The organism is Cryobacterium breve, assembly GCF_027594785.1.
GTDB lineage: Bacteria > Actinomycetota > Actinomycetes > Actinomycetales > Microbacteriaceae > Cryobacterium > Cryobacterium breve_A.
Window position 1 is genome coordinate 510015 of the sequence record NZ_CP075584.1, and the last position, 19086, is coordinate 529100.

The 19086-nt window shown below is 67.1% G+C and carries 10 protein-coding genes and 9 pseudogenes; 10 read left to right on the forward strand and 9 right to left on the reverse strand.

Annotated features, from left to right (window positions below):
• Positions 1-80 precede the first annotated feature (80 nt).
• The 3 genes from KIV56_RS02455 to KIV56_RS02465 are packed head-to-tail and all read left to right on the forward strand — an operon-like array spanning position 81 to position 1566.
• Entirely contained in the window at positions 81-470 is a 390-nt protein-coding gene (locus KIV56_RS02455; RefSeq protein ID WP_281535031.1) for a DUF3099 domain-containing protein, read from the forward strand.
• Positions 467-727 (forward strand): hypothetical protein, encoded by a 261-nt coding sequence (locus KIV56_RS02460; RefSeq protein WP_281535032.1) that lies wholly within the window; start codon positions 467-469, stop codon positions 725-727. Before KIV56_RS02455 ends, KIV56_RS02460 begins: the two co-directional genes overlap by 4 nt.
• Entirely contained in the window at positions 724-1566 is an 843-nt protein-coding gene (locus KIV56_RS02465; RefSeq protein WP_281535033.1) for an SURF1 family cytochrome oxidase biogenesis protein, read from the forward strand. The genes KIV56_RS02460 and KIV56_RS02465 overlap by 4 nt, the downstream gene beginning before the upstream one ends.
• 68 nt (positions 1567-1634) lie before the next feature.
• Here the strand turns inward: KIV56_RS02465 and KIV56_RS02470 are convergent.
• From KIV56_RS02470 to sufB, 8 genes and pseudogenes are all read right to left on the reverse strand, one after another.
• Positions 1635-3234 (reverse strand): annotated as a pseudogene (locus KIV56_RS02470) (ABC-F family ATP-binding cassette domain-containing protein).
• A 92-nt stretch (positions 3235-3326) separates the two neighbouring features.
• Positions 3327-3632 (reverse strand): hypothetical protein, encoded by a 306-nt coding sequence (locus KIV56_RS02480; protein ID WP_281535036.1) that lies wholly within the window; start codon positions 3630-3632, stop codon positions 3327-3329.
• 142 nt (positions 3633-3774) lie between these two features.
• Positions 3775-4005 (reverse strand): annotated as a pseudogene (locus KIV56_RS20140) (TetR family transcriptional regulator); the annotation flags it as partial.
• A 133-nt stretch (positions 4006-4138) separates the two neighbouring features.
• Entirely contained in the window at positions 4139-4468 is a 330-nt protein-coding gene (locus KIV56_RS02485) for a metal-sulfur cluster assembly factor (protein WP_281535037.1), read from the reverse strand.
• Positions 4469-4472: 4 nt separating this feature from the next.
• Positions 4473-5238, reverse strand: a pseudogene (gene sufC, locus KIV56_RS02490) (Fe-S cluster assembly ATPase SufC).
• An 80-nt stretch (positions 5239-5318) separates the two neighbouring features.
• Complete coding sequence (locus KIV56_RS02495; protein ID WP_281535038.1) at positions 5319-5648, reverse strand: non-heme iron oxygenase ferredoxin subunit; 330 nt, start codon at positions 5646-5648, stop codon at positions 5319-5321.
• A 2-nt stretch (positions 5649-5650) separates the two neighbouring features.
• On the reverse strand, positions 5651-6880 hold the full coding sequence (gene sufD / locus KIV56_RS02500) for a Fe-S cluster assembly protein SufD (protein ID WP_281535039.1): 1230 nt from the start codon (positions 6878-6880) through the stop codon (positions 5651-5653).
• Positions 6881-8299 carry a Fe-S cluster assembly protein SufB gene (gene sufB, locus KIV56_RS02505; RefSeq protein WP_134448681.1) on the reverse strand — a complete coding sequence of 473 codons (1419 nt, stop codon included), beginning with the start codon at positions 8297-8299 and terminating at the stop codon, positions 6881-6883.
• 232 nt (positions 8300-8531) lie between these two features.
• Between sufB and KIV56_RS02510 the strand changes: the two are divergent.
• Positions 8532-9504, forward strand: a pseudogene (locus KIV56_RS02510) (COX15/CtaA family protein).
• A gap of 79 nt (positions 9505-9583) precedes the next feature.
• Here the strand turns inward: KIV56_RS02510 and KIV56_RS02515 are convergent.
• Complete coding sequence (locus KIV56_RS02515) at positions 9584-10525, reverse strand: heme o synthase (protein WP_281535040.1); 942 nt, start codon at positions 10523-10525, stop codon at positions 9584-9586.
• 255 nt (positions 10526-10780) lie between these two features.
• Here KIV56_RS02515 and tkt point away from each other — a divergent pair.
• From tkt to pgl, 6 genes and pseudogenes are all read left to right on the forward strand, one after another.
• Positions 10781-12875 (forward strand): annotated as a pseudogene (gene tkt / locus KIV56_RS02520) (transketolase).
• Positions 12876-12972: 97 nt separating this feature from the next.
• Positions 12973-14114: pseudogene (gene tal / locus KIV56_RS02525) on the forward strand (transaldolase).
• Positions 14111-15717 (forward strand): annotated as a pseudogene (locus KIV56_RS02530) (glucose-6-phosphate isomerase). Before tal ends, KIV56_RS02530 begins: the two co-directional pseudogenes overlap by 4 nt.
• A gap of 61 nt (positions 15718-15778) precedes the next feature.
• Positions 15779-17322: pseudogene (zwf, locus tag KIV56_RS02535) on the forward strand (glucose-6-phosphate dehydrogenase).
• Positions 17319-18283 (forward strand): annotated as a pseudogene (locus KIV56_RS02540) (glucose-6-phosphate dehydrogenase assembly protein OpcA). The pseudogenes zwf and KIV56_RS02540 overlap by 4 nt, the downstream one beginning before the upstream one ends.
• A complete protein-coding gene (pgl, locus tag KIV56_RS02545) occupies positions 18280-19050 on the forward strand; it encodes a 6-phosphogluconolactonase (RefSeq protein WP_281535041.1) in 771 nt (256 codons plus the stop codon). Before KIV56_RS02540 ends, pgl begins: the two are co-directional and overlap by 4 nt.
• Positions 19051-19086 lie beyond the last annotated feature (36 nt).

The following is a 19086-nucleotide window of genomic DNA, read 5'->3' on the forward strand; positions in this document are numbered from 1 at the left end:
TTACGGTGTCATCCCACAGACCGGGCGAGACGTAGGCTTATCAGGCAAAACCTCGACCGGTTGACCGAAGCGATGAGAGTATGAAACAGCAGTCGATCACTTCCCTGCCTCCGTCTCCGGAGGCCGAACGACACGCCCGGATGATCAAGTACTCCGTCACCATGGGCATCCGCATGGTGTGCATCGTCCTGATGCTCTTCGTGCACGGCTGGTGGCTTCTGGTCTGCGCCGCCGGCGCGATCGTGCTTCCGTATTTCGCCATGATCATCGCGAACGTCCACGGCACGGGCGAGGCAAGCACCGTCGTACGCCCCGGCGCCGTGCAGCTGTACCGCGGGCAGTCCGAGTCGTATCGGGGACCCGCGTCAGAGGCCCACGCATCGGCGGAACCCGGGTCGACTGAAGCGACCTCGGCTGAATCGAACTCCGCGCGCCCGGATGGGTCGCGCGGCCCGGCAGAGGCCGCATGATCGGTTTCGACGACGACCTCGAGATCCCCCGGTGTTCCCGGGCAGGGTGCCAGGACGACGCTACCTGGCGCATCGACTGGCGCAATCCGCGCATCCACGCCGAGGACCGGGTGAAGACGTGGCTCGCCTGCTCCGGGCACGTCGACTTCCTCCGAGAATTCCTGAGCGCCAGGGACTTTCCAGTGGCTGTCGTCGCGCTCAACGCTGCGCCGGGCACGACTCCGGGCCATGCCGCCGTCGGGACGAACCCGTCATGATCGGCTGGAAGTTCGCGTTCACCCGACGGTGGGCCGGATACCTCGTGCTGACCATCATCTTCGGCGCCGCGTGCGCCGGCCTGGGCATGTGGCAGTTCGCCAGGCGTAACGAGGCCCTCGTCGAGATCAACAAGGTCGACGCGAACTACGACCACACGCCGGTGAGCCTGACCGAAGCCCTGCCTACCCTCGATTCGTTCAACGAGTCGCAGAAGTGGCTCCCGGTGACGATGACGGGCACCTATCTCGCCACCGATGAGCTGATCGTGCGGAACCGCCCGATGAACGTGCACCCCGGTTTCGAGGTGCTCACCCCGCTGCTCCTCGCCGACGGCACCGTCTTCGTCGTCGATCGCGGCTGGGTCCCGACCGGCGAGTCAGCGGATGCCCCCGGCCCGGTTCCCGCCGCCCCGTCCGGTGAAGTCACCGTCATCGCCCGGCTCAAGGCTGGGGAGCCGACCCTTCCCGGGCGCACGGCGAGCGGTAACCAGATCGCCACGATCCATCTCGCCGACGTCGCCGAACGGGTCGGCGCGCCGACCTATACCGCGGCATACGGGCTGATGGCGTCCGAGGACCCCGCGCCGGCCACCCGGCCCGCCGGCGTGACCCGGCCCGTCGCGGACGAGGGATCACACCTGTCCTACGCGTTCCAGTGGATGCTGTTCGCCCTGCTCGGCTTCATCGGGCTCGCCTGGGCGGTTCGCCAGGAGTTCCGCGCTCTCAACGCGGACGACCCCGAGGAACGCACCCGCGCAGCGGAACGCGCCCGCCGCGTGGCCGCCAAGCCCCGCTCGGACGCAGAAGTCGAAGACGACCTCATCGACAGCACGCACTAGCAGCGAGCACGCACCGCTCGCGAGCAAGCACCGTTTGCGAGCATGCACCGGCGGATGGTTGCTGGCGACTAGGCCAGCATGATCAGGTCGAGGTAGTCCTTGTTCCAGTGGTCCTCAGTGCCCTCAGGCATGATCAGCACGCGTTCCGGGTTGAGCGCCTCGACGGCGCCCTCGTCGTGGCTGACCAGGACGACGGCACCCTCGTAGTGCGCGAGCGCGTCGAGGATCTCGTCGCGGCTCGCGGGATCGAGGTTGTTGGTGGGTTCGTCGAGAAGCAGCACGTTGGCGCCGGACACGACGATCATGGCGAGGGCGAGCCTGGTCTTCTCTCCACCGGAGAGGACCCCGGCCGGCTTGTCGGAATCGTCACCCGTGAACAGGAACGAGCCGAGGACCCGGCGGGCCTCCATCTCGGTGATGTTCGGTGACGAGGACACCATGTTCTGCAGCACGCTGCGCTTGACGTCGATGGTCTCGTGCTCCTGCGCGTAGTACCCGATGCGCAGACCGTGGCCGGGGACGATCGTGCCGGTGTCCGGCTTGTCGACGCCCGCGAGCATCCGCAGCAGCGTGGTCTTGCCCGCACCGTTGAGGCCGAGGATGACGACCTTGGACCCGCGGTCGATCGCGAGGTCGACCGCTGCGAAGATCTCGAGCGAACCGTAGCTCTTGGACAGGTCGTTTGCCATCAGCGGTGTGCGACCACACGGCGCCGGCACCGGGAAGCGCAGCTTGGCCACGCGATCAACGGCACGCACGGCGTCGAGTCCGGAGAGCAGCTTCTCTGCCCGGGCGACCATCTGGTGGGCCGCTGCGGCCTTGCTCGCCTTGGCGCCGAACTTGGCGGCCTGCAGCTGCAGGGTGGACGCCTTCTTCTCGGCGTTGGCACGTTCCTTCTTGCGACGGTCGGCGTCCGCGAGGCGCTGGCGCTGGTAGTTCTTCCAGTTCATGTTGTAGATGTCGATGACCATGCGGTTCGCATCGAGGTAGAACACCCGGTTGACGGTCTCGCCGACGAGTTCGATGTCGTGCGAGATGATGATGACACCGCCGCGGTAGTTCTTGACGAACTCACGGAGCCAGACGACGGAATCGGCGTCGAGGTGGTTGGTCGGTTCGTCGAGGATCATCGTTTCCGCGGCGGAGAAGAGGATGCGGGCGAGCTCGATGCGGCGGCGCTGGCCTCCGGAGAGCGTCTGCAGGCTCCTGGTCGAGGATCCGGTCCGGAAGGTTCAGGTTGCTCGCGATCGAGGCGGCTTCCGCCTCCGCGGCATAGCCGCCGAGGGAGTTGAACTGGTCGGTCAGGTTACCGTAGACCTTCATGGCCTTCGCGGCGACCTTGGGGTCGTCGCTGCCCATGTCGAGACCGGCCTGGTAGAGGCCGAGCGAGATCGTGCCGAGGCCGCGCGCATCGAGGATCCGCGTGCGCGCGAGCATCGTCGGCTCACCGGAGCGGGGGTCCTGGGGAAGGTAGCCGATCTGACCGGACCGGTCGATCTGGCCGTGCGTCGGCATCGTCTCGCCCGCGAGCGTCTTCGTGAGGGTCGTCTTTCCCGCACCGTTGCGGCCGACGAGGCCGATCTTGTCGCCGGCGGAGACGCGGAAACTGACGTCTTCCATGAGCACGCGCGCCCCGACTCTGATTTCGAGGTTTTGCACACTGAGCACAGCAATAGTCCGTTCGGAATGTTCGTGGGAGGGGTTCGGCCCGACCGGGCCAGCTATTTAGTATATTCTCGCGCGGCGACCAGCCGGGACGCTCAGAAAAGTGTCGCCCTCAGCGTGTTCGCAAGCCACTCCCGGTATGCCCCGACCGACCAGTCCAGGTCGAGGACGAGCGATCGGTAGACCTGCGGGTGGGCGAGTGCCCAGATCGCCGCGGCGGCCTCGTGGTCGCTCAGTCCGCTCCGCAGCGCATGGCGGTCGCGCAACGCCGTTGCCGTCTGGCTGAAGTTGTGCAGCAATCGCGCGGACTGGCGCAGGCTCGAGCCGAGCCACGTCGGCGTCCACCCCGGCTGCCTGCGCGACGACCCTCCGCAGTGCGGCGGTGCGCACGTTCGTCTCAACGCACCAATCGACGAGCAGGCGGATGATGTCGGTCGCCGAGCGCGGTCCGCTCCCCGACCGGGGTGCCGAAACCGGATGCTCATGCGCGGACTCCCCCAGGCCGGCGGGCCCCGTGGCGCCGCGCTCGAGCACGGCAGCGAGGAGGTCCGCCTTGAGGCCCACGGAGTTGTAGATGGTCTGCACCGCGACACCCGCCTCCGCGGCGATCGCTGCCACGGAGGCCGCGATGTACCCGCGCTCGAGCATGAGGCGCTCGGCCGCGTCGAGGATCTCGGTCCTGGTCGCCTCACTTTGCACCGATCGACGGTTCGGCCGCGTCTTTCCAGGGAAATCCATTTGATTAGCATACCGTTCCAGTGAGTGGAAGAGCATACTAAGTCAGCCACGGGCGCGGGCGGGCCCCGGTTGGACTGCCGGTCGACGGCATCCGCCGGTTAACGCAGTGTCGCCCCGGATCGGAATCCGGGGCGACGTTGCTGCTGTGCGGGTGATACCGGTGCGACGGTCAGATCGCGAAGCCGAGGGCGCGCATCATGTCGCGGCCGTCGTCGGTGATCTTCTCCGGGCCCCACGGCGGCATCCAGACCCAGTTGATCCGGAACTGCTCCACGACGCCGTCGAGTGCTTCGGCGGTCTGCTCCTCGAGCACGTCCGTCAGCGGGCAGCCTGCCGAGGTCAGGGTCATGTGGATGATCAGGGCGTCGTTCTCGTCGTCCCAGCCCAGGTCGTAGATGAGTCCGAGGTCGACGACGTTGATGCCGAGCTCGGGGTCCATGACGTCTTTGAGCGCCTCTTCGATCTCATCGAATCGCTCGGGTGCCAGCGTTGAAACCATGCGGTCAGCCTACGTTCGAATCGACGAGAAAGCGATCATAACCTTCGTCCTCGAGCCGGTCGGCCAGCTCGGGCCCGCCCTGCTCCGCGATCCGCCCGTTGACGAACACGTGCACGAAGTCGGGCTCGATGTAGCGCAGGATGCGGGTGTAGTGCGTGATCAGGAGGATGCCGAGGCCGGTGTTCGCCTTGGCGCGGTTGACACCCTCTGAGACGATCTTGAGCGCGTCGACATCGAGGCCGGAGTCGGTCTCGTCGAGGATCGCGAACTTGGGCTTGAGCAGTTCGAGCCTGCAGGATCTCGTTGCGCTTCTTCTCGCCACCGGAGAAGCCCTCATTCACGTTGCGCTCAGCGAAGCTCTTGTCCATGCGCAGGTTCGTCATGGACTGGCGGACGTCCTTGATCCAGGAGCGGATCGCGGGCGCTTCGCCGTCGATCGCGGTCTTGGCGGTGCGGAGGAAGTTGGTGACGGTGACTCCCGGGATCTCGACCGGGTACTGCATCGCGAGGAAGAGCCCGGCTCGGGCGCGCTGGTCGACGGTCATGGTGAGGACTTCCTCACCGTCGAGCAGGATGGAGCCGCTGTCGGCGTGGTACTTGGGGTGGCCGGCGATCGTGTACGCGAGGGTCGACTTGCCGGAGCCGTTCGGCCCCATGATGGCGTGGATCTCGCCCTCGTTGATCGTGAGGTTGACACCCTTCAGGATCTGCTTGGTGCCCTGGTCGGTCTCGACGCTGACGTGCAGGTCCTTGATCTCAAGAACTGACATGAATTCTCTGGTCTCTTTCATTCAAACGGCGCCGAGGCGCCGGTACGTGGTGGGGCGAAACGCGAAGGGTCGGAGACCCGTTACGCGGGAACGCTGATGGGGGTCGGGTCGATGTAGACGTCGCCGTCGATCAACTCGACCTTGAAGACGGGAACGGGTTCGTACGCCGGGAGGTTGAGCGGGCGACCGCTCTTCAGGGAGAACTTGGAGCCGTGCGCCCAGCATTCGACAGTGTCGTCCTCAACGAATCCCTCGGAGAGGGAGATGTCACCGTGCGTGCAGGTGTCGCCGATCGCGAAGACGTCGCCGGCGCTGTCCCGCACCACGACGATGGGGACTCCGTCGATCTCGACCTTGACGGCCTGGTTCTCTTCGAGCTCGTCGAAGGCGCAGATCTTCGTGGACGCCATGGTCAGTTCTCCTCGGTTGGTGCGGGTGCGCGGACCTCGTCGGTGCTGCGCAGTTCCGCTTCGATGGCCGCCTGGAGACGGTCTTCGAGCGGTTTGGATCCGATGTGCTGCACGATCTCGCTCAGGAAGCCGCGCACGACGAGTCGTCGCGCCTCGTCTTCCGTGATTCCGCGGGACTGCAGGTAGAACAGCTGTTCATCGTCGAAACGCCCGGTCGCACTCGCGTGCCCGGCGCCCTTGATGTCACCGGTCTCGATCTCGAGGTTCGGGATCGAGTCCGCGCGCGTGCCTTCGGTCAGCACGAGGTTGCGGTTCTGTTCGTAACTGTCGGTCCCCGGGGCGTTGCGCCCGATGAGAACGTCGCCGATCCAGACGGTCCGTGCACCGGTGCCCTGCAGGGCGCCCTTGTAGGTCACCCGGCTGCGGCTGTTCGCCGCGTCGTGGTGCACGTACACCTGCTGTTCGAGGTGCTGGCCGGCATCCGCGAAGTACAGCCCGTAGAGGTCGGTGTCCGAGCCGGGTCCGGCGAGACGCACCGAGGGGTTGACCCGCACGATGCTGCCGCCGAGGGACACGACGACGTGCTTGAGGTACGCGTCGCGGCCGACGGATGCGAAGTGGTTGGCCAGGTGCACGGCACCGGTGTTCCACTCCTGCAGGGAGACGACCGTGAGGTGCGCGGACTCCCCCACGATGATCTCGAGGTTCTCGGTGATGCGTGCATCGCCGGTGTTCTCGAGGATGATCGTCGCCCGGCTGAACGGCCTGGCCTCGATGATGGTGTGCGCTCCCCGGGCACCGGTGCCGAGTGCGGCCCGGGTGATCGTGATCTCCTTGTCCTCTTCACCTGTGACGGTGATGGCGAGGGCCTTCTCGAAGCTCGTCCAGGCGTTGGCGGCTGCGCGTTCTTCCGGGGCGCCGACGGAACCGATCCGGGCGTCGTCGCGACCGACCCAGTCGATAGCGACACCGTCGGTCGGGGTCGAGTCGACGCCATAGGGTGCGCCGTCGAGCTCGCCGGCCGTGAGGTCGGTGAACTTGGCGACCGGGGAGAGCTTCCACACGGCTTCGCGCCCCGTGACGGGGGCGAAGTCGTCGACATCGACGCTCTTGAAGCGATCGTTCCTGGTCTGCACAGGGACGAAGCCGAAGCGTCCGTCCGAGTGGGCCTTGATTCCGTGCTGTTCGCTGGTGGGCAATGCTGCTGTGGTTGAAGTCGGGGCGGCGGACATTTAGCCGACGGATCCTTCCATGCCCATTTCGATGAGCTTGTTGAGTTCGAGGGCGTACTCCATCGGGAGCTCCCGTGCGATCGGTTCGATGAAGCCTCTGACGATCATGGCCATGGCCTCGTCCTCCGGCATGCCGCGGCTCATCAGGTAGAACAACTGCTCCTCGCTGACGCGGGAGACAGTGGCCTCATGGCCGAGCTGCACGTCGTCGACACGGATGTCGATGGACGGGTAGGTGTCGGAGCGGGACTGGGTGTCGACGAGGAGCGCGTCGCAGCGCACGGTGTTCGCGGAGTGGTGCGCACCGGCATCCACCCGCACTTCACCGCGGTAGCCGGAGCGCCCGCCGCCGCGGGCGATGGACTTGGACACGATCGAGGACTGCGTGTACGGGGCCATGTGGATCATCTTGGCGCCGGCGTCCTGATGCTGGCCGGGACCGGCGAAGGCCACGGACAGGGTTTCGCCCTTGGCGTGCTCGCCCATGAGGTAGATAGAGGGGTACTTCATGGTGACCTTGGAGCCGATGTTGCCGTCGATCCATTCCATGGTCGCGCCCTCTGCTGCGGTCGCGCGCTTGGTGACGAGGTTGTAGACGTTGTTCGACCAGTTCTGGATCGTCGTGTAGCGAACGCGGGCGTTCTTCTTCACGATGATCTCGACGACCGCGGAGTGCAGCGAGTCAGACGAGTAGATCGGGGCGGTGCAGCCCTCGATGTAGTGCACGTAGCTGCCCTCGTCGGCGATGATGAGCGTGCGTTCGAACTGGCCCATGTTCTCCGTGTTGATGCGGAAGTAGGCCTGCAGGGGAATCTCGACGTGAACGCCCGGCGGCACGTAGACGAACGAGCCGCCCGACCAGACCGAGGTGTTCAGCGCGGCGAACTTGTTGTCACCGGAGGGGATCACCGTTCCGAAGTACTCCTTGAAGACCTCCGGGTATTCCTTGAGCGCGGTGTCCGTGTCCATGAAGATGACGCCCTGGGCTTCGAGTTCTTCATTGATCTGGTGGTAGACGACCTCGGACTCGTACTGGGCCGCGACGCCGGAGACGAGGCGCTGGCGCTCCGCCTCGGGGATGCCGAGCTTCTCGTAGGTCTTCTTGATGTCGTCAGGCAGGTCTTCCCAGGTCTGGGCCTGCTTCTCCGTTGAACGCACGAAGTACTTGATGTTGTCGAAGTCGATGCCGGACAGGTCGGCGCCCCACGTGGGCATCGGCTTGCGCTCGAAGAGCTCGAGGGCCTTGAGCCGGCGCTGCAGCATCCAGTCCGGCTCGTTCTTGAGCTTCGAGATGTCGGTCACGACCTCTGGCGAGACGCCGCGGCGAGCGGATGCTCCGGCCGCGTCGGAATCGGACCAGCCGAATTCGTACGTTCCCAGGCCCGCGAGTTCGGGCCGGTCGAGCAGGACGTCAGACATATTTACCTCTTCTCCCATCCACGACAACCCGGATATTAGTCCGGTCATTCCCGTACGGCTCCAGGCGAAGACGTGCGGTGAACGGGTTGCGTGGGCGGCTACGTTGCGTACCTAAGATGATTAGAGGCGGCGAGGTGTCGAACCGCGGTTCAAACAACCGCGTGATCACCGCCCAGAAACACCTAATTCTACAGGTTCCCGATGCATTAAGTGGCCCGCCCGGCGATTTCACATGCACCAGGCCCGAGAGGAAGCAGAACCCGTGAAACGGATTTCCGAATGGCTGCCCACGAGCGTTGACCGACGGGTTCGCGTGATCGCGTGGGTGTACCTCGCCGCGCAGATCCTGCTGGTCGGTACCGGCGGCCTCGTCCGCCTCACCGGCTCAGGGCTCGGCTGCCCCACCTGGCCGAAGTGCACGGACGGATCGCTCGTCAACACCCCGGAGATGGGCATCCACGGGGTCATCGAGTTCGGCAACCGCCTGCTCGGCGTCGTGCTCGGCCTCGTCGCCGTACTCGCTTTCCTCGCCGTCGTCCGGCTGCGGCGCGAACGCCCCGACCTGTTCCGCCTCGCGCTGTTCGCCGGTCTCGGCATCCCCGCCCAGGCAGTCATCGGCGGCATCAGCGTGCTCACGCAGGCTCGACCCCACCGTCGTCGGCCTCCACTTCGTCATCTCCGCAGTGCTCGTCGCCCTCTGCACCGCGTTCGTCTACCGGGTTTACACCGGCAACGGCGAGCGGGCGACGGTGGTTCCCCGCTGGTACGCGATCCTCGCCCATGTGACGAGCGCAGTTGTCGCGATCACGATCATCGTCGGCATTCTCACGACCGGTTCCGGACCGCACGCCGGCGACGAGAACGCGCCGCGAAACGGGCTGGACTCGGAGTTCCTGCAGCACGTCCACAGCTGGCCCGCGTACCTGACCGTCGCCCTCACCATCGCCCTCGTCATCGGCTCCTGGCGCGTGGGGCGGTCGCTCCGCACCTGGACCCTCGCCCTGCTCGCAGTCGAAGCAGCACAGGTCGTCGTGGGCCTGGTGCAGGCCAACACGGGCCTTCCGGCCGGCCTCGTCGGCATCCACATGGTGCTCTCCTGCGTGCTCGCGGCCGCGATGACCGCCGTCGTGCTGCACCTCAAGGAACCGGTGGCGCTGAACGTCGCCGGCACTCCCCCTGTGCCGCAGCAGGCAGCCGCCCGCTGACCGACCCGGCTCGCCTCGGATCTGCAGGGCTGGGTTCGGCTGGGCTCGGTTCGGCTGGGCTCGGAAGCCTCCGTGCGGCCTAGAAGGGCAGTAGCGGGTCGACGCCGACGGCGACGAAGAGCAGCGTCAAATAGGTGATCGAACCGTGGAACACTCGCATCGGCGAGACCACCTCGTGGCGGATCGCGAGGTTGTACAAGCGGTGGGTCTCGTAGATGAACCAGCCGCCGGTGACGAGTGCGACTCCGGTATAGAGCAGGCCCATCGAAGCGACCGGGATCAGCAGCAGCGAGCACGCGACGGTCGCCCACGCGTACAGGATGACCTGAAGGCCGACCTGGGCGCGCCCGCGCACGACGGCGAGCATCGGGACGCCGGCGGCCTGGTACTCGGCCCGGTATTTCATGGACAGCGGCCAGTAGTGCGGCGGGGTCCACAGGAAGATGATCGTGAACAGGATCAGCGGCGGCCAGGAGAGATCGCCGGTGACGGCCGCCCAGCCGATCAGCACGGGCATGCAGCCGGCGATTCCGCCCCAGACGATGTTCTGCGCGGTGCGGCGCTTGAGGATGATCGTGTAGAAGACGACGTAGAGCAGGATCGCCCCGAGCGACAGGGCCGCGGCGACCCAGTTCGTGAAGACCAGCAGCCAGACGATCGAGGCGGCGCCGAGTGCCCAGGCGAAGACAAGAGCCTCGCGGTCGCTGAGCTCGCCGGTGACGAGCGGCCGGTTCATCGTTCGCTTCATCACGCGGTCGATGTCGCGGTCGATGTAGCAGTTGAACGCGCCGGCGGATCCCGCGCTGAACGCCCCACCGATCAGGGTCGCGAGCACGAGCCACAGGCTCGGGATCCCGCGTTCGGCGAGCAGCATGGTCGGCGCGGTCACAACGAGCAACAGTTCGACGACACGCGGCTTGGTCAGCGACAGGTAGGCGAGGAAGGTGCGACGGAAGCCTCTTGCTCCCCTGCCGCCGGGCGCCTGCACGCCCGCGGGGGTCGCGTCCTGGGAGATCTGCATAGTGGATTGAGTCTAACCAGTCCCGGCAGGGTGGAAGCTCAATCGAGGATCGTTCAGCTTCACGTCGGCCAACCTCACCCCGCCGTGCCGACTGCCTATACTTGGGGGTGCTCGCCAATCATGGCGCGTGCTGGTGCGTCCTGAAAATGGGCAGTCGCCTGCCGCGCCGGATGACGTCGATGTCCACGGGCGCGCTCAATCCAACGGGTGCGGGTTTCCAAGGCCTGCCCTAGCTTGACGAAGGGTAACTACGAAGTGGCAGCACTGCAGTGGGATTCGATTGACAACAGGGCGGTCGACACGGCTCGCATTCTCGCGGCGGACGCCGTCGAGAAGGTCGGGAACGGCCACCCGGGCACGGCGATGAGCCTCGCCCCCGTCGCCTACCTCCTCTTCCAGAAGGTCATGCGCCGCGATCCCACTGACAATGAATGGATCGGCCGCGACCGCTTCATTCTCTCCGTCGGCCACAGCTCCCTGACCCAGTACGTCCAGCTCTACCTGGGCGGCTACGGCCTCGAGCTCGACGACCTCAAGGCTCTCCGCACCTGGGGCTCCAAGACCCCCGGTCACCCGGAGTACGGCCACACCGACGGTGTCGAGATCACGACGGGCCCGCTCGGCCAGGGTCTCGCATCCGCCGTCGGCTTCGCATACGCGTCCCGTTTCGAACGCGGACTGTTCGACCCGGAGACCACCACGGGCGAGAGCCCGTTCGACCACTTCGTCTACGTCATCGCCGGCGACGGCGACATGCAGGAGGGCATCACGAGCGAGGCATCCTCGCTCGCCGGCCACCAGCAGCTCGGCAACCTGATCGCCATCTACGACTCCAACCAGATCTCGATCGAAGACGACACCAACATCGCCTTCACCGAAGACGTCGCCGCCCGGTACGAGGCCTACCACTGGCATGTGCAGACCGTCGACTGGAAGAAGACCGGCGAATACGTCGAAGACCTCCACGCGCTCAATGACGCGATCGAGGCGGCCCAGGCCGTCACGGACAAGCCCTCGCTGATCATCCTGAAGACGATCATCGGCTGGCCGAGCCCGAAGAAGCAGAACACCGGCAAGATCCACGGCTCGGCGCTCGGCGCCGCCGAACTCGCCGCCGTGAAAGAGGTCCTCGGCTTCGACCCGGCGGAGAGCTTCTTCGTCGCCCCCGACGTGATCGAGCACACCCGCGAGGCACTCACCCGCGGCGCGGACGAGCACGCCAGGTGGACGGTGCAGTTCGACGCCTGGGCCGCCGCCAACCCCGACCGCAAGGTCCTCCTCGACCGGATCCTGGCCGGCGACCTGCCCGAGGGCGTGGATGCCGCGCTGCCCGTCTTCGAGGCCGGCACCGAGGTCTCCACCCGCGCCGCTTCCGGCAAGGTCCTCACCGCGCTCGGCGCCGTCATCCCCGAGATCTGGGGCGGTTCCGCCGACCTCGCCGAGTCGAACAACACCACCATCGGCGGTGCGCGCTCCTTCATCCCCGCCGAGCACTCGACCCACGAGTGGACCGGCACCCCGTACGGCCGCGTCCTGCACTTCGGGATCCGCGAGCACGCGATGGCCGCGATCCTGAACGGCATCGTGCTGCACGGCAACACCCGCCCGTTCGGCGGCACCTTCCTGATCTTCAGCGACTACATGCGCCCGGCCGTTCGCCTCGCCGCGCTGATGAAGGCGCCGTCGATCTTCGTCTGGACCCACGACTCCGTCGCCCTCGGCGAGGACGGCCCGACGCACCAGCCGGTCGAGCAGGCTCGCGACGCTCCGCGCCATCCCCGGACTCGACGTCGTGCGCCCCGGCGACGCGAACGAGGTCTCCTGGGCGTGGAAGACGATCCTCGAGCGCCGCGAAGGCCCGGCGGGCATCGTCCTCACCCGCCAGAACATTCCCGTGTTCGAGCGCGGCGACGGCGACGCGAGCGGCGAGGTCTTCGCCTCGGCCCGGAACGTCGCCAAGGGCGCGTACATCCTCGCCGAAGCGCCGAACGGTACCCCGGACGTGATCCTGATCGCCACGGGTTCCGAGGTCCAGCTCGCCGTCGACGCCCGTGCGGCGCTCAAGGCGGATGGCATCAACGCCCGCGTCGTGTCCGCCCCGAGCCTCGAGTGGTTCCGGGAGCAGACGGCGGAATACCGCGAATCCGTGTTGCCCGCGGGCATCACCGCCCGCGTGTCCGTCGAGGCCGGCATCGCGCTGACGTGGGACCGCTACGTCGGCGACCGCGGCCGCAGCATCTCGATCGAGCACTTCGGCGCCTCCGCAGACTACAAGACGCTGTTCCGTGAATTCGGAATCACCACCGAGGCCGTCGTCGCCGCCGCGAAGGACTCGCTCGCCGCTCACTGAGCTCCCCGCCGGGCGGGGAGCCTGCGGCAACGCTGCTGAGCTCCCCGCCCAACTCCCGCACACGTCACACCCCACGTATCACAAGGAGATTGTCCCCATGACCGATACCACCCCCACAGCCGAGCTCTCCGCCGCCGGCGTCAGCATCTGGCTTGACGACCTCTCCCGCCAGCGCATCGCCTCCGGCGGGCTGCAGGACCTCATCGACACCAAGAACATCGTCGGCGTCACGACGAACCCGACCATCTTCGCCGGCGCACTCAGCAAGGGCGAAGCCTACGTCGAGCAGGTCGCCGCCCTGGCCGCGTCCGGCGCGACCGTGCAGGAGGCCGTGTTCGAGATCACGACCGACGACGTCACCGCAGCGAGCGACATCTTCCGTCCCGTCTACGACCGCACCAACGGCGTCGACGGCCGCGTCTCCATCGAGGTCGAACCCGGCCTCGCCCACGACGCCGCAGGAACCGTCGCCCAGGCCCAGGGAGCCTGTGGGCCAAGGTCAACCGCCCCAACGCCATGATCAAGATCCCCGCGACCATCGAAGGCCTCGAGGCCATCACCGCGACGATCGCCCTCGGCATCAGCGTCAACGTCACCCTGATCTTCAGCCTGCAGCGCCACCGTGAGGTCATCAACGCGTACCTGTCCGGCCTCGAGAAGGCCAAGGCCGCCGGCATCGACCTCAGCACGATCCACTCCGTCGCGTCGTTTTTCGTCTCCCGCGTGGACACCGAGATCAACCAGCGCCTCGAGGCCATCGGCACCGAGACCGCGATCGCTCTCAAGAGCAAGGCCGGCGTCGCGAACGCGCAGCTCGCCTACGAGGTCTTCCAGCAGGCGTTCTCCACCGAGCGCGCCCTCGGCCTCCTCGCCGCCGGCGCCAACAAGCAGCGTCCGCTCTGGGCGTCCACCGGCGTCAAGGACGCCGCTCTGCCCGACACCCTCTACGTGACGAACCTCGTCGCCCCCGAGGTCGTCAACACCATGCCCGAGAAGACCCTCGACGCGACGTTCGACCACGGGGTCATCCCGGCGGACTCGATCACGGGCGCGTACGACGAGGCGAACGCTGTTCTCGACGCCCTGGCCAACGAAGGCGTCTCCTACGTCGACGTCACCCAGGTCCTCGAAGCCGAAGGCGTCGCGAAGTTCATCATCTCCTGGAACGAACTCCTCGACACCGTGACGGTTGCCCTGGACGCAGCCAAGAGCAACACGGAAGCCCCGTCGGCACTGTGAGTTTCCGCATCGCGGTGACCGGGGCGGCGGCCGACGCGGCACGCCGCACCGTTCCCACCCTGGTGTCCGACCTGGTCGCCTCGGGAATCACGGCCCTCGACCCCGCATTGTGGGGTCCTGAGGCCGAATCCGAGGCGGCCAAGCGTCTCGGCTGGACCGAGTCCGTTGCCGTTTCACGCCCGCTCGTCCCCGAGATCCTCGCCCTCCGGGCGACCCTGGCCTCGGCCGGGGTCACCCGGATCGCGCTCGCAGGCATGGGCGGTTCCTCACTCGCACCGGAGGTCATCACCCGCACGGCCGGCGTCGCGCTCACCGTCCTCGACTCGACCGACCCCGGCCAGGTCCTCGCGGCCCTCGGCGACCGCCTCGCGGAGACGGCGCTCGTCGTCTCCTCGAAGTCCGGGTCGACCGCGGAGACCGACAGCCAGCGTCGGGTGTTCGAACGCGCCTTCCGGGAAGCAGGCATCGACCCCGTCGGCCGCATCATCGTCGTGACCGATCCCGGGTCGCCGCTCGACACCTCCGCTCGCGCGGCCGGCTATCGGGTCTTCAACGCGGACCCGACCGTCGGTGGACGTTTCTCCGTTCTCACCGCGTTCGGGCTCGTCCCGTCCGGGCTCGCCGGGGTTGACATCGGTGAGCTGCTCGACGAGGCCGAGGCCGTCTCGCTCGCCCTCGCCGTCAACAGCCCGGAGAACCCCGGACTCATCCTCGGCGCCGCGATCGCTGCCACAGAGCCACGGCGCGACAAGCTCGCGCTCGTCGCAGACGGCACCCACATCGTCGGGTTCCCCGACTGGGCGGAACAGCTCATCGCGGAGTCGACCGGCAAGAGCGGCACCGGTATCCTCCCGGTGGTCCTCGAGGCCGGCGCGACCGAACTCACCCAGAAACTCCCGGACGTGCAGGTCCTCCGCCTCGTCGACGATGCCGGCACGACGATCTTCCCCGCGGACGGCACCGACGAGATCCGCGTGAGCGGCACCCTCGGTGCACAGTTCCTGGTCTGGGAATACGCCACCGTGGTCGCTGGACGCCTACTCGGGATCAACCCCTTCGACCAGCCAGACGTAGAGGCCGCCAAGGTCGCCACCCGCGCACTTCTCGACGGTCGACCTGAACCGGCGCCCGCAGCGTTCATCTCCGACGGCATCGAGGTGCGCGGCACCGCACACGTCATCGGCGCGGCCAGTGACCTGGCCTCGGCGATCGACGCGCTCCTCGAGGAGCTCGGCCCCGACGGGTACGTCTCCGTCCAGGCCTACGTGAACCGCCTCGAGCCTCCCACAACTCGCCGAGGTCCGTGACCTGCTCGCGAAACTCGCGAAGCGGCCGGTCACCTTCGGCTGGGGCCCCCGGTTCCTGCACTCGACCGGCCAGGCTCCACAAGGGCGGCCAGCCGACCGGTGTGTTCCTGCAGATCCTCGCGACCGCACACGAGGACCTTTCGATTCCTGACCGTCCGTTCACCTTCGGCGAACTGATCCAGGCACAGGCCAGCGGCGACGCGAGTGTTCTCGCCGAGCACGGCCGTCCGGTGCTCACCCTCACCCTCACCGACCCCGCGGCGAACATCGCCGCACTGTTCGGCGCCCTGAAGTAGAAGTCGTCCCCTGTTGCGGGGTTCGCTTCGGCGGGCCTCAACGCCACTGAAAAGGAGTTGCATGTCCCCGGTGGAAATCACCCCGGAGTTCAATCCGCTGCGGTCGTCCTCCGATTACCGTCTGAATCGCATCGCGGGGCCCTCGAGCCTCGTGATCTTCGGCGTAACCGGCGACCTGTCCCGGAAGAAACTCATGCCCGCGGTCTATGACCTCGCCAACCGCGGACTCCTTCCGCCCGGCTTCGCCCTCGTCGGCTTCGCCAGGCGCGACTGGGACGACGAGGACTTCTCGCAGGTCGTCCATGACTCGGTCAAACAGTATGCACGCACCGAGTTCAACGAGGATGTCTGGGCCCAGCTCTCTGAGGGCATCCGCTTCGTGCAGGGCACCTTCGACGACGACGACTCCTTCGAACGGCTGGAAGGACACGATTGCCGAACTCGACCGCGAGCGCGGCACGATGGGCAACCACGCGTTCTACCTGTCAATCCCGCCGAAGGCGTTCCCGCAGGTCGTCGGCCAGTTGCGCCGGTCCGGCCTCGCCGAGCAGAAGGACGGCCAGTGGCGTCGTGTCGTGATCGAGAAGCCCTTCGGCAGCGATCTCAAGACCGCCCGTGAGCTCAACGACGTCGTCGAATCCGTCTTCCCGCCGGATTCTGTGTTCCGGATCGACCACTACCTGGGCAAGGAAACGGTCCAGAACATTCTTGCGTTGCGCTTCGCGAACCAGCTCTACGAACCGATCTGGAATTCGAACAACGTCGACCACGTGCAGATCACGATGGCCGAGGACATCGGCGTCGGAGGACGCGCCGGCTACTACGACGGAATCGGCGCCGCCAGGGACGTGATCCAGAATCACCTCCTGCAGGCTCCTCGCCCTCACGGCCATGGAGGAGCCCATCTCCTTCGACGCGGCGGACCTGCGCACCGAGAAGGAGAAGGTCCTCGCCTCCGTTCGGCTCCCGGACAACCTCGCGACCGGGACCGCACGCGGCCAGTACGCCGGCGGCTGGCAGGGTGGTGAGAAGGTTCTCGGCTTCCTCGAGGAAGACGGCATGGACCCGGAGTCGCTCACCGAAACCTACGCTGCGCTTCGCCTCACCATCGAAACGCGCCGCTGGTCCGGCGTGCCGTTCTACCTGCGGGCGGGCAAGCGCCTCGGCCGCAGGGTGACCGAGATCGCCGTCGTGTTCAAGCGCGCCCCGCAGCACCTGTTCGCGAAAGAGAACACGGCCGCCCTCGGGGCGAACGCCCTCGTGATCCGGGTGCAGCCCGACGAGGGTGTCACGATCCGCTTCGGCTCCAAGGTTCCCGGCGTCGGAATGCAGGTGCGCGACGTCACGATGGACTTCGGTTACGGCCACGCTTTCACCGAGGCAAGCCCGGAGGCGTACGAACGTTTGATCCTCGACGTGCTCCTCGGAGACCCCCCACTGTTCCCCCGCCACGAAGAGGTCGAACTCTCGTGGAAGATCCTCGATCCGGTCGAAAAATTCTGGTCAGAACAGGGCCAGCCGGAACAGTACCGCCCCGGAACCTGGGGACCCTCGTCCGCGGACGAACTACTGGCCAGGGACGGCCGTCAATGGAGGCGCCCATGATCGTCGATCTGCCAGACACGAACACCTCGAAGATTTCGAAGGCTCTCGTGCGCATCCGTGAAGAGGGCGGCGCCGTGGCCCTCGGCCGGGTGCTGACCCTCATCATCGCGTCGACCATGGGACGCGAGGAGGAGGCCATCGAGGCCGCCAACGACGCGTCCCGTGAGCATCCGATGCGCGTCATCGTGGTCTCCACCCAGGAGGAAACCGACTCGAAGACCCCCGTGGACGCCAAGGTTGACGCGGAGATCCGCGTCGGCGGAGACGCCGGAGCGAGCGAAGTCATCGTGCTGCGCGCGTACGGCGACGCCGCGAGCGACCCCGAGAGCCTCGTCACGGGCCTCCTGCTGCCTGACGCCCCCGTCGTCACGTGGTGGCCGGGAGTCGCCCCTGTGATCCCGGCGGACTCTCCGCTCGGGCGCCTCGCGTACCGACGGATCACGGACTCGTCCGCCCAGCCGGACCCGCAGGCCGCCCTGCACCGGCTGTGCTCCTCCTACCGCCCCGGCGACACCGACTTCGCCTGGACCCGGCTGACGCTCTGGCGGGCCCAGCTCGCCGCGGTCCTCGACCAGCCGCCCTACGAGGCCGTCACGGCCGTGCAGGTCTCCGGCGCGGCCGACTCCCCTCGACGACGCTCCTCGCCGCCTGGCTGCAGCTCCAGCTCGCCGTGAACGTCGACTACGAGTTCACCGGAGGAGCCAAGGCGAGCGGAATCCACGGGGTGCACTTCACCCGGGCATCCGGTGTCATCTCACTCGAACGGGAGCTGCCGGGCATCGCAACCCTCACCCAGCCAGGCCAGCCTGTGCAGGACCTCACCCTCAAGCGCCGCAGCCTTCGGGACTGCCTCAGCGACGAGCTCCGTCGGCTCGACCCCGACGAGTTGTATGGTGAAGTGATCACCCGCGGACTGCCGAATCTGGACGCGGTTGCCGAAAAAACCGGAGGACGACCGTGACCCACGAACGACGCGTACTAGTGCATGCCGACCGGGCGGCCCTTGCCGCCTCGGTCGCTGCACGATTCATCACGACCGCGGTCGACCTCCTGCATGAGGAGGGCGACATCCATGTCGTCCTCACCGGCGGAAGCGTCGCGACCGAGGTGCTCGAAGCGGTCAACGCCTCCGCGGCCAGGGACACCGTCGACTGGCAGCACGTGAATATCTGGTGGGGTGACGAACGCTGGTTGCCATACTCCGACCCGGAACGCAATGAGCTCCAGGCCCGGACCGCGCTCCTCGACGACCTCGACATCCCCGCGGAGAACATCCACCCGTTCGCGTCCTCCGACGGACCGCTCGACCTGGACGCAGCAGCCGCAGCATACGCGGAGGAACTCGAGGCGGCGTCGAACGACGGCACCGTGCTGCCGCGCTTCGACATCACCTTCCTCGGCGTCGGCCCGGACGGGCACATCGCCTCGCTGTTCCCGCACCTGCCAGGCATCCGCGAGGACACCGCGAACGTGCTGACGGTGCTCAACTCGCCCAAGCCCCCGGCCGAACGGCTCACCCTGAGCCGTCCCGCCCTGAACTCGTCTCGCTGCATCTGGCTGGTCCTCGCAGGACCGGACAAGGCATCCGCCCTCGGGCTCGCCCTCGCCGGCGCCAGCAGGGACGAGGTGCCGGTTGCCGGGATCAAGGGCCGCCGGTACACGAACTTCTTCGTGGACCGGGAAGCGGCCGCCGAGGTCCCGGAGAACCTGACCGCGTCCTCGTTCTGACACCGTTCGCACACGAAAAAGCCCCGACCGAGGTCG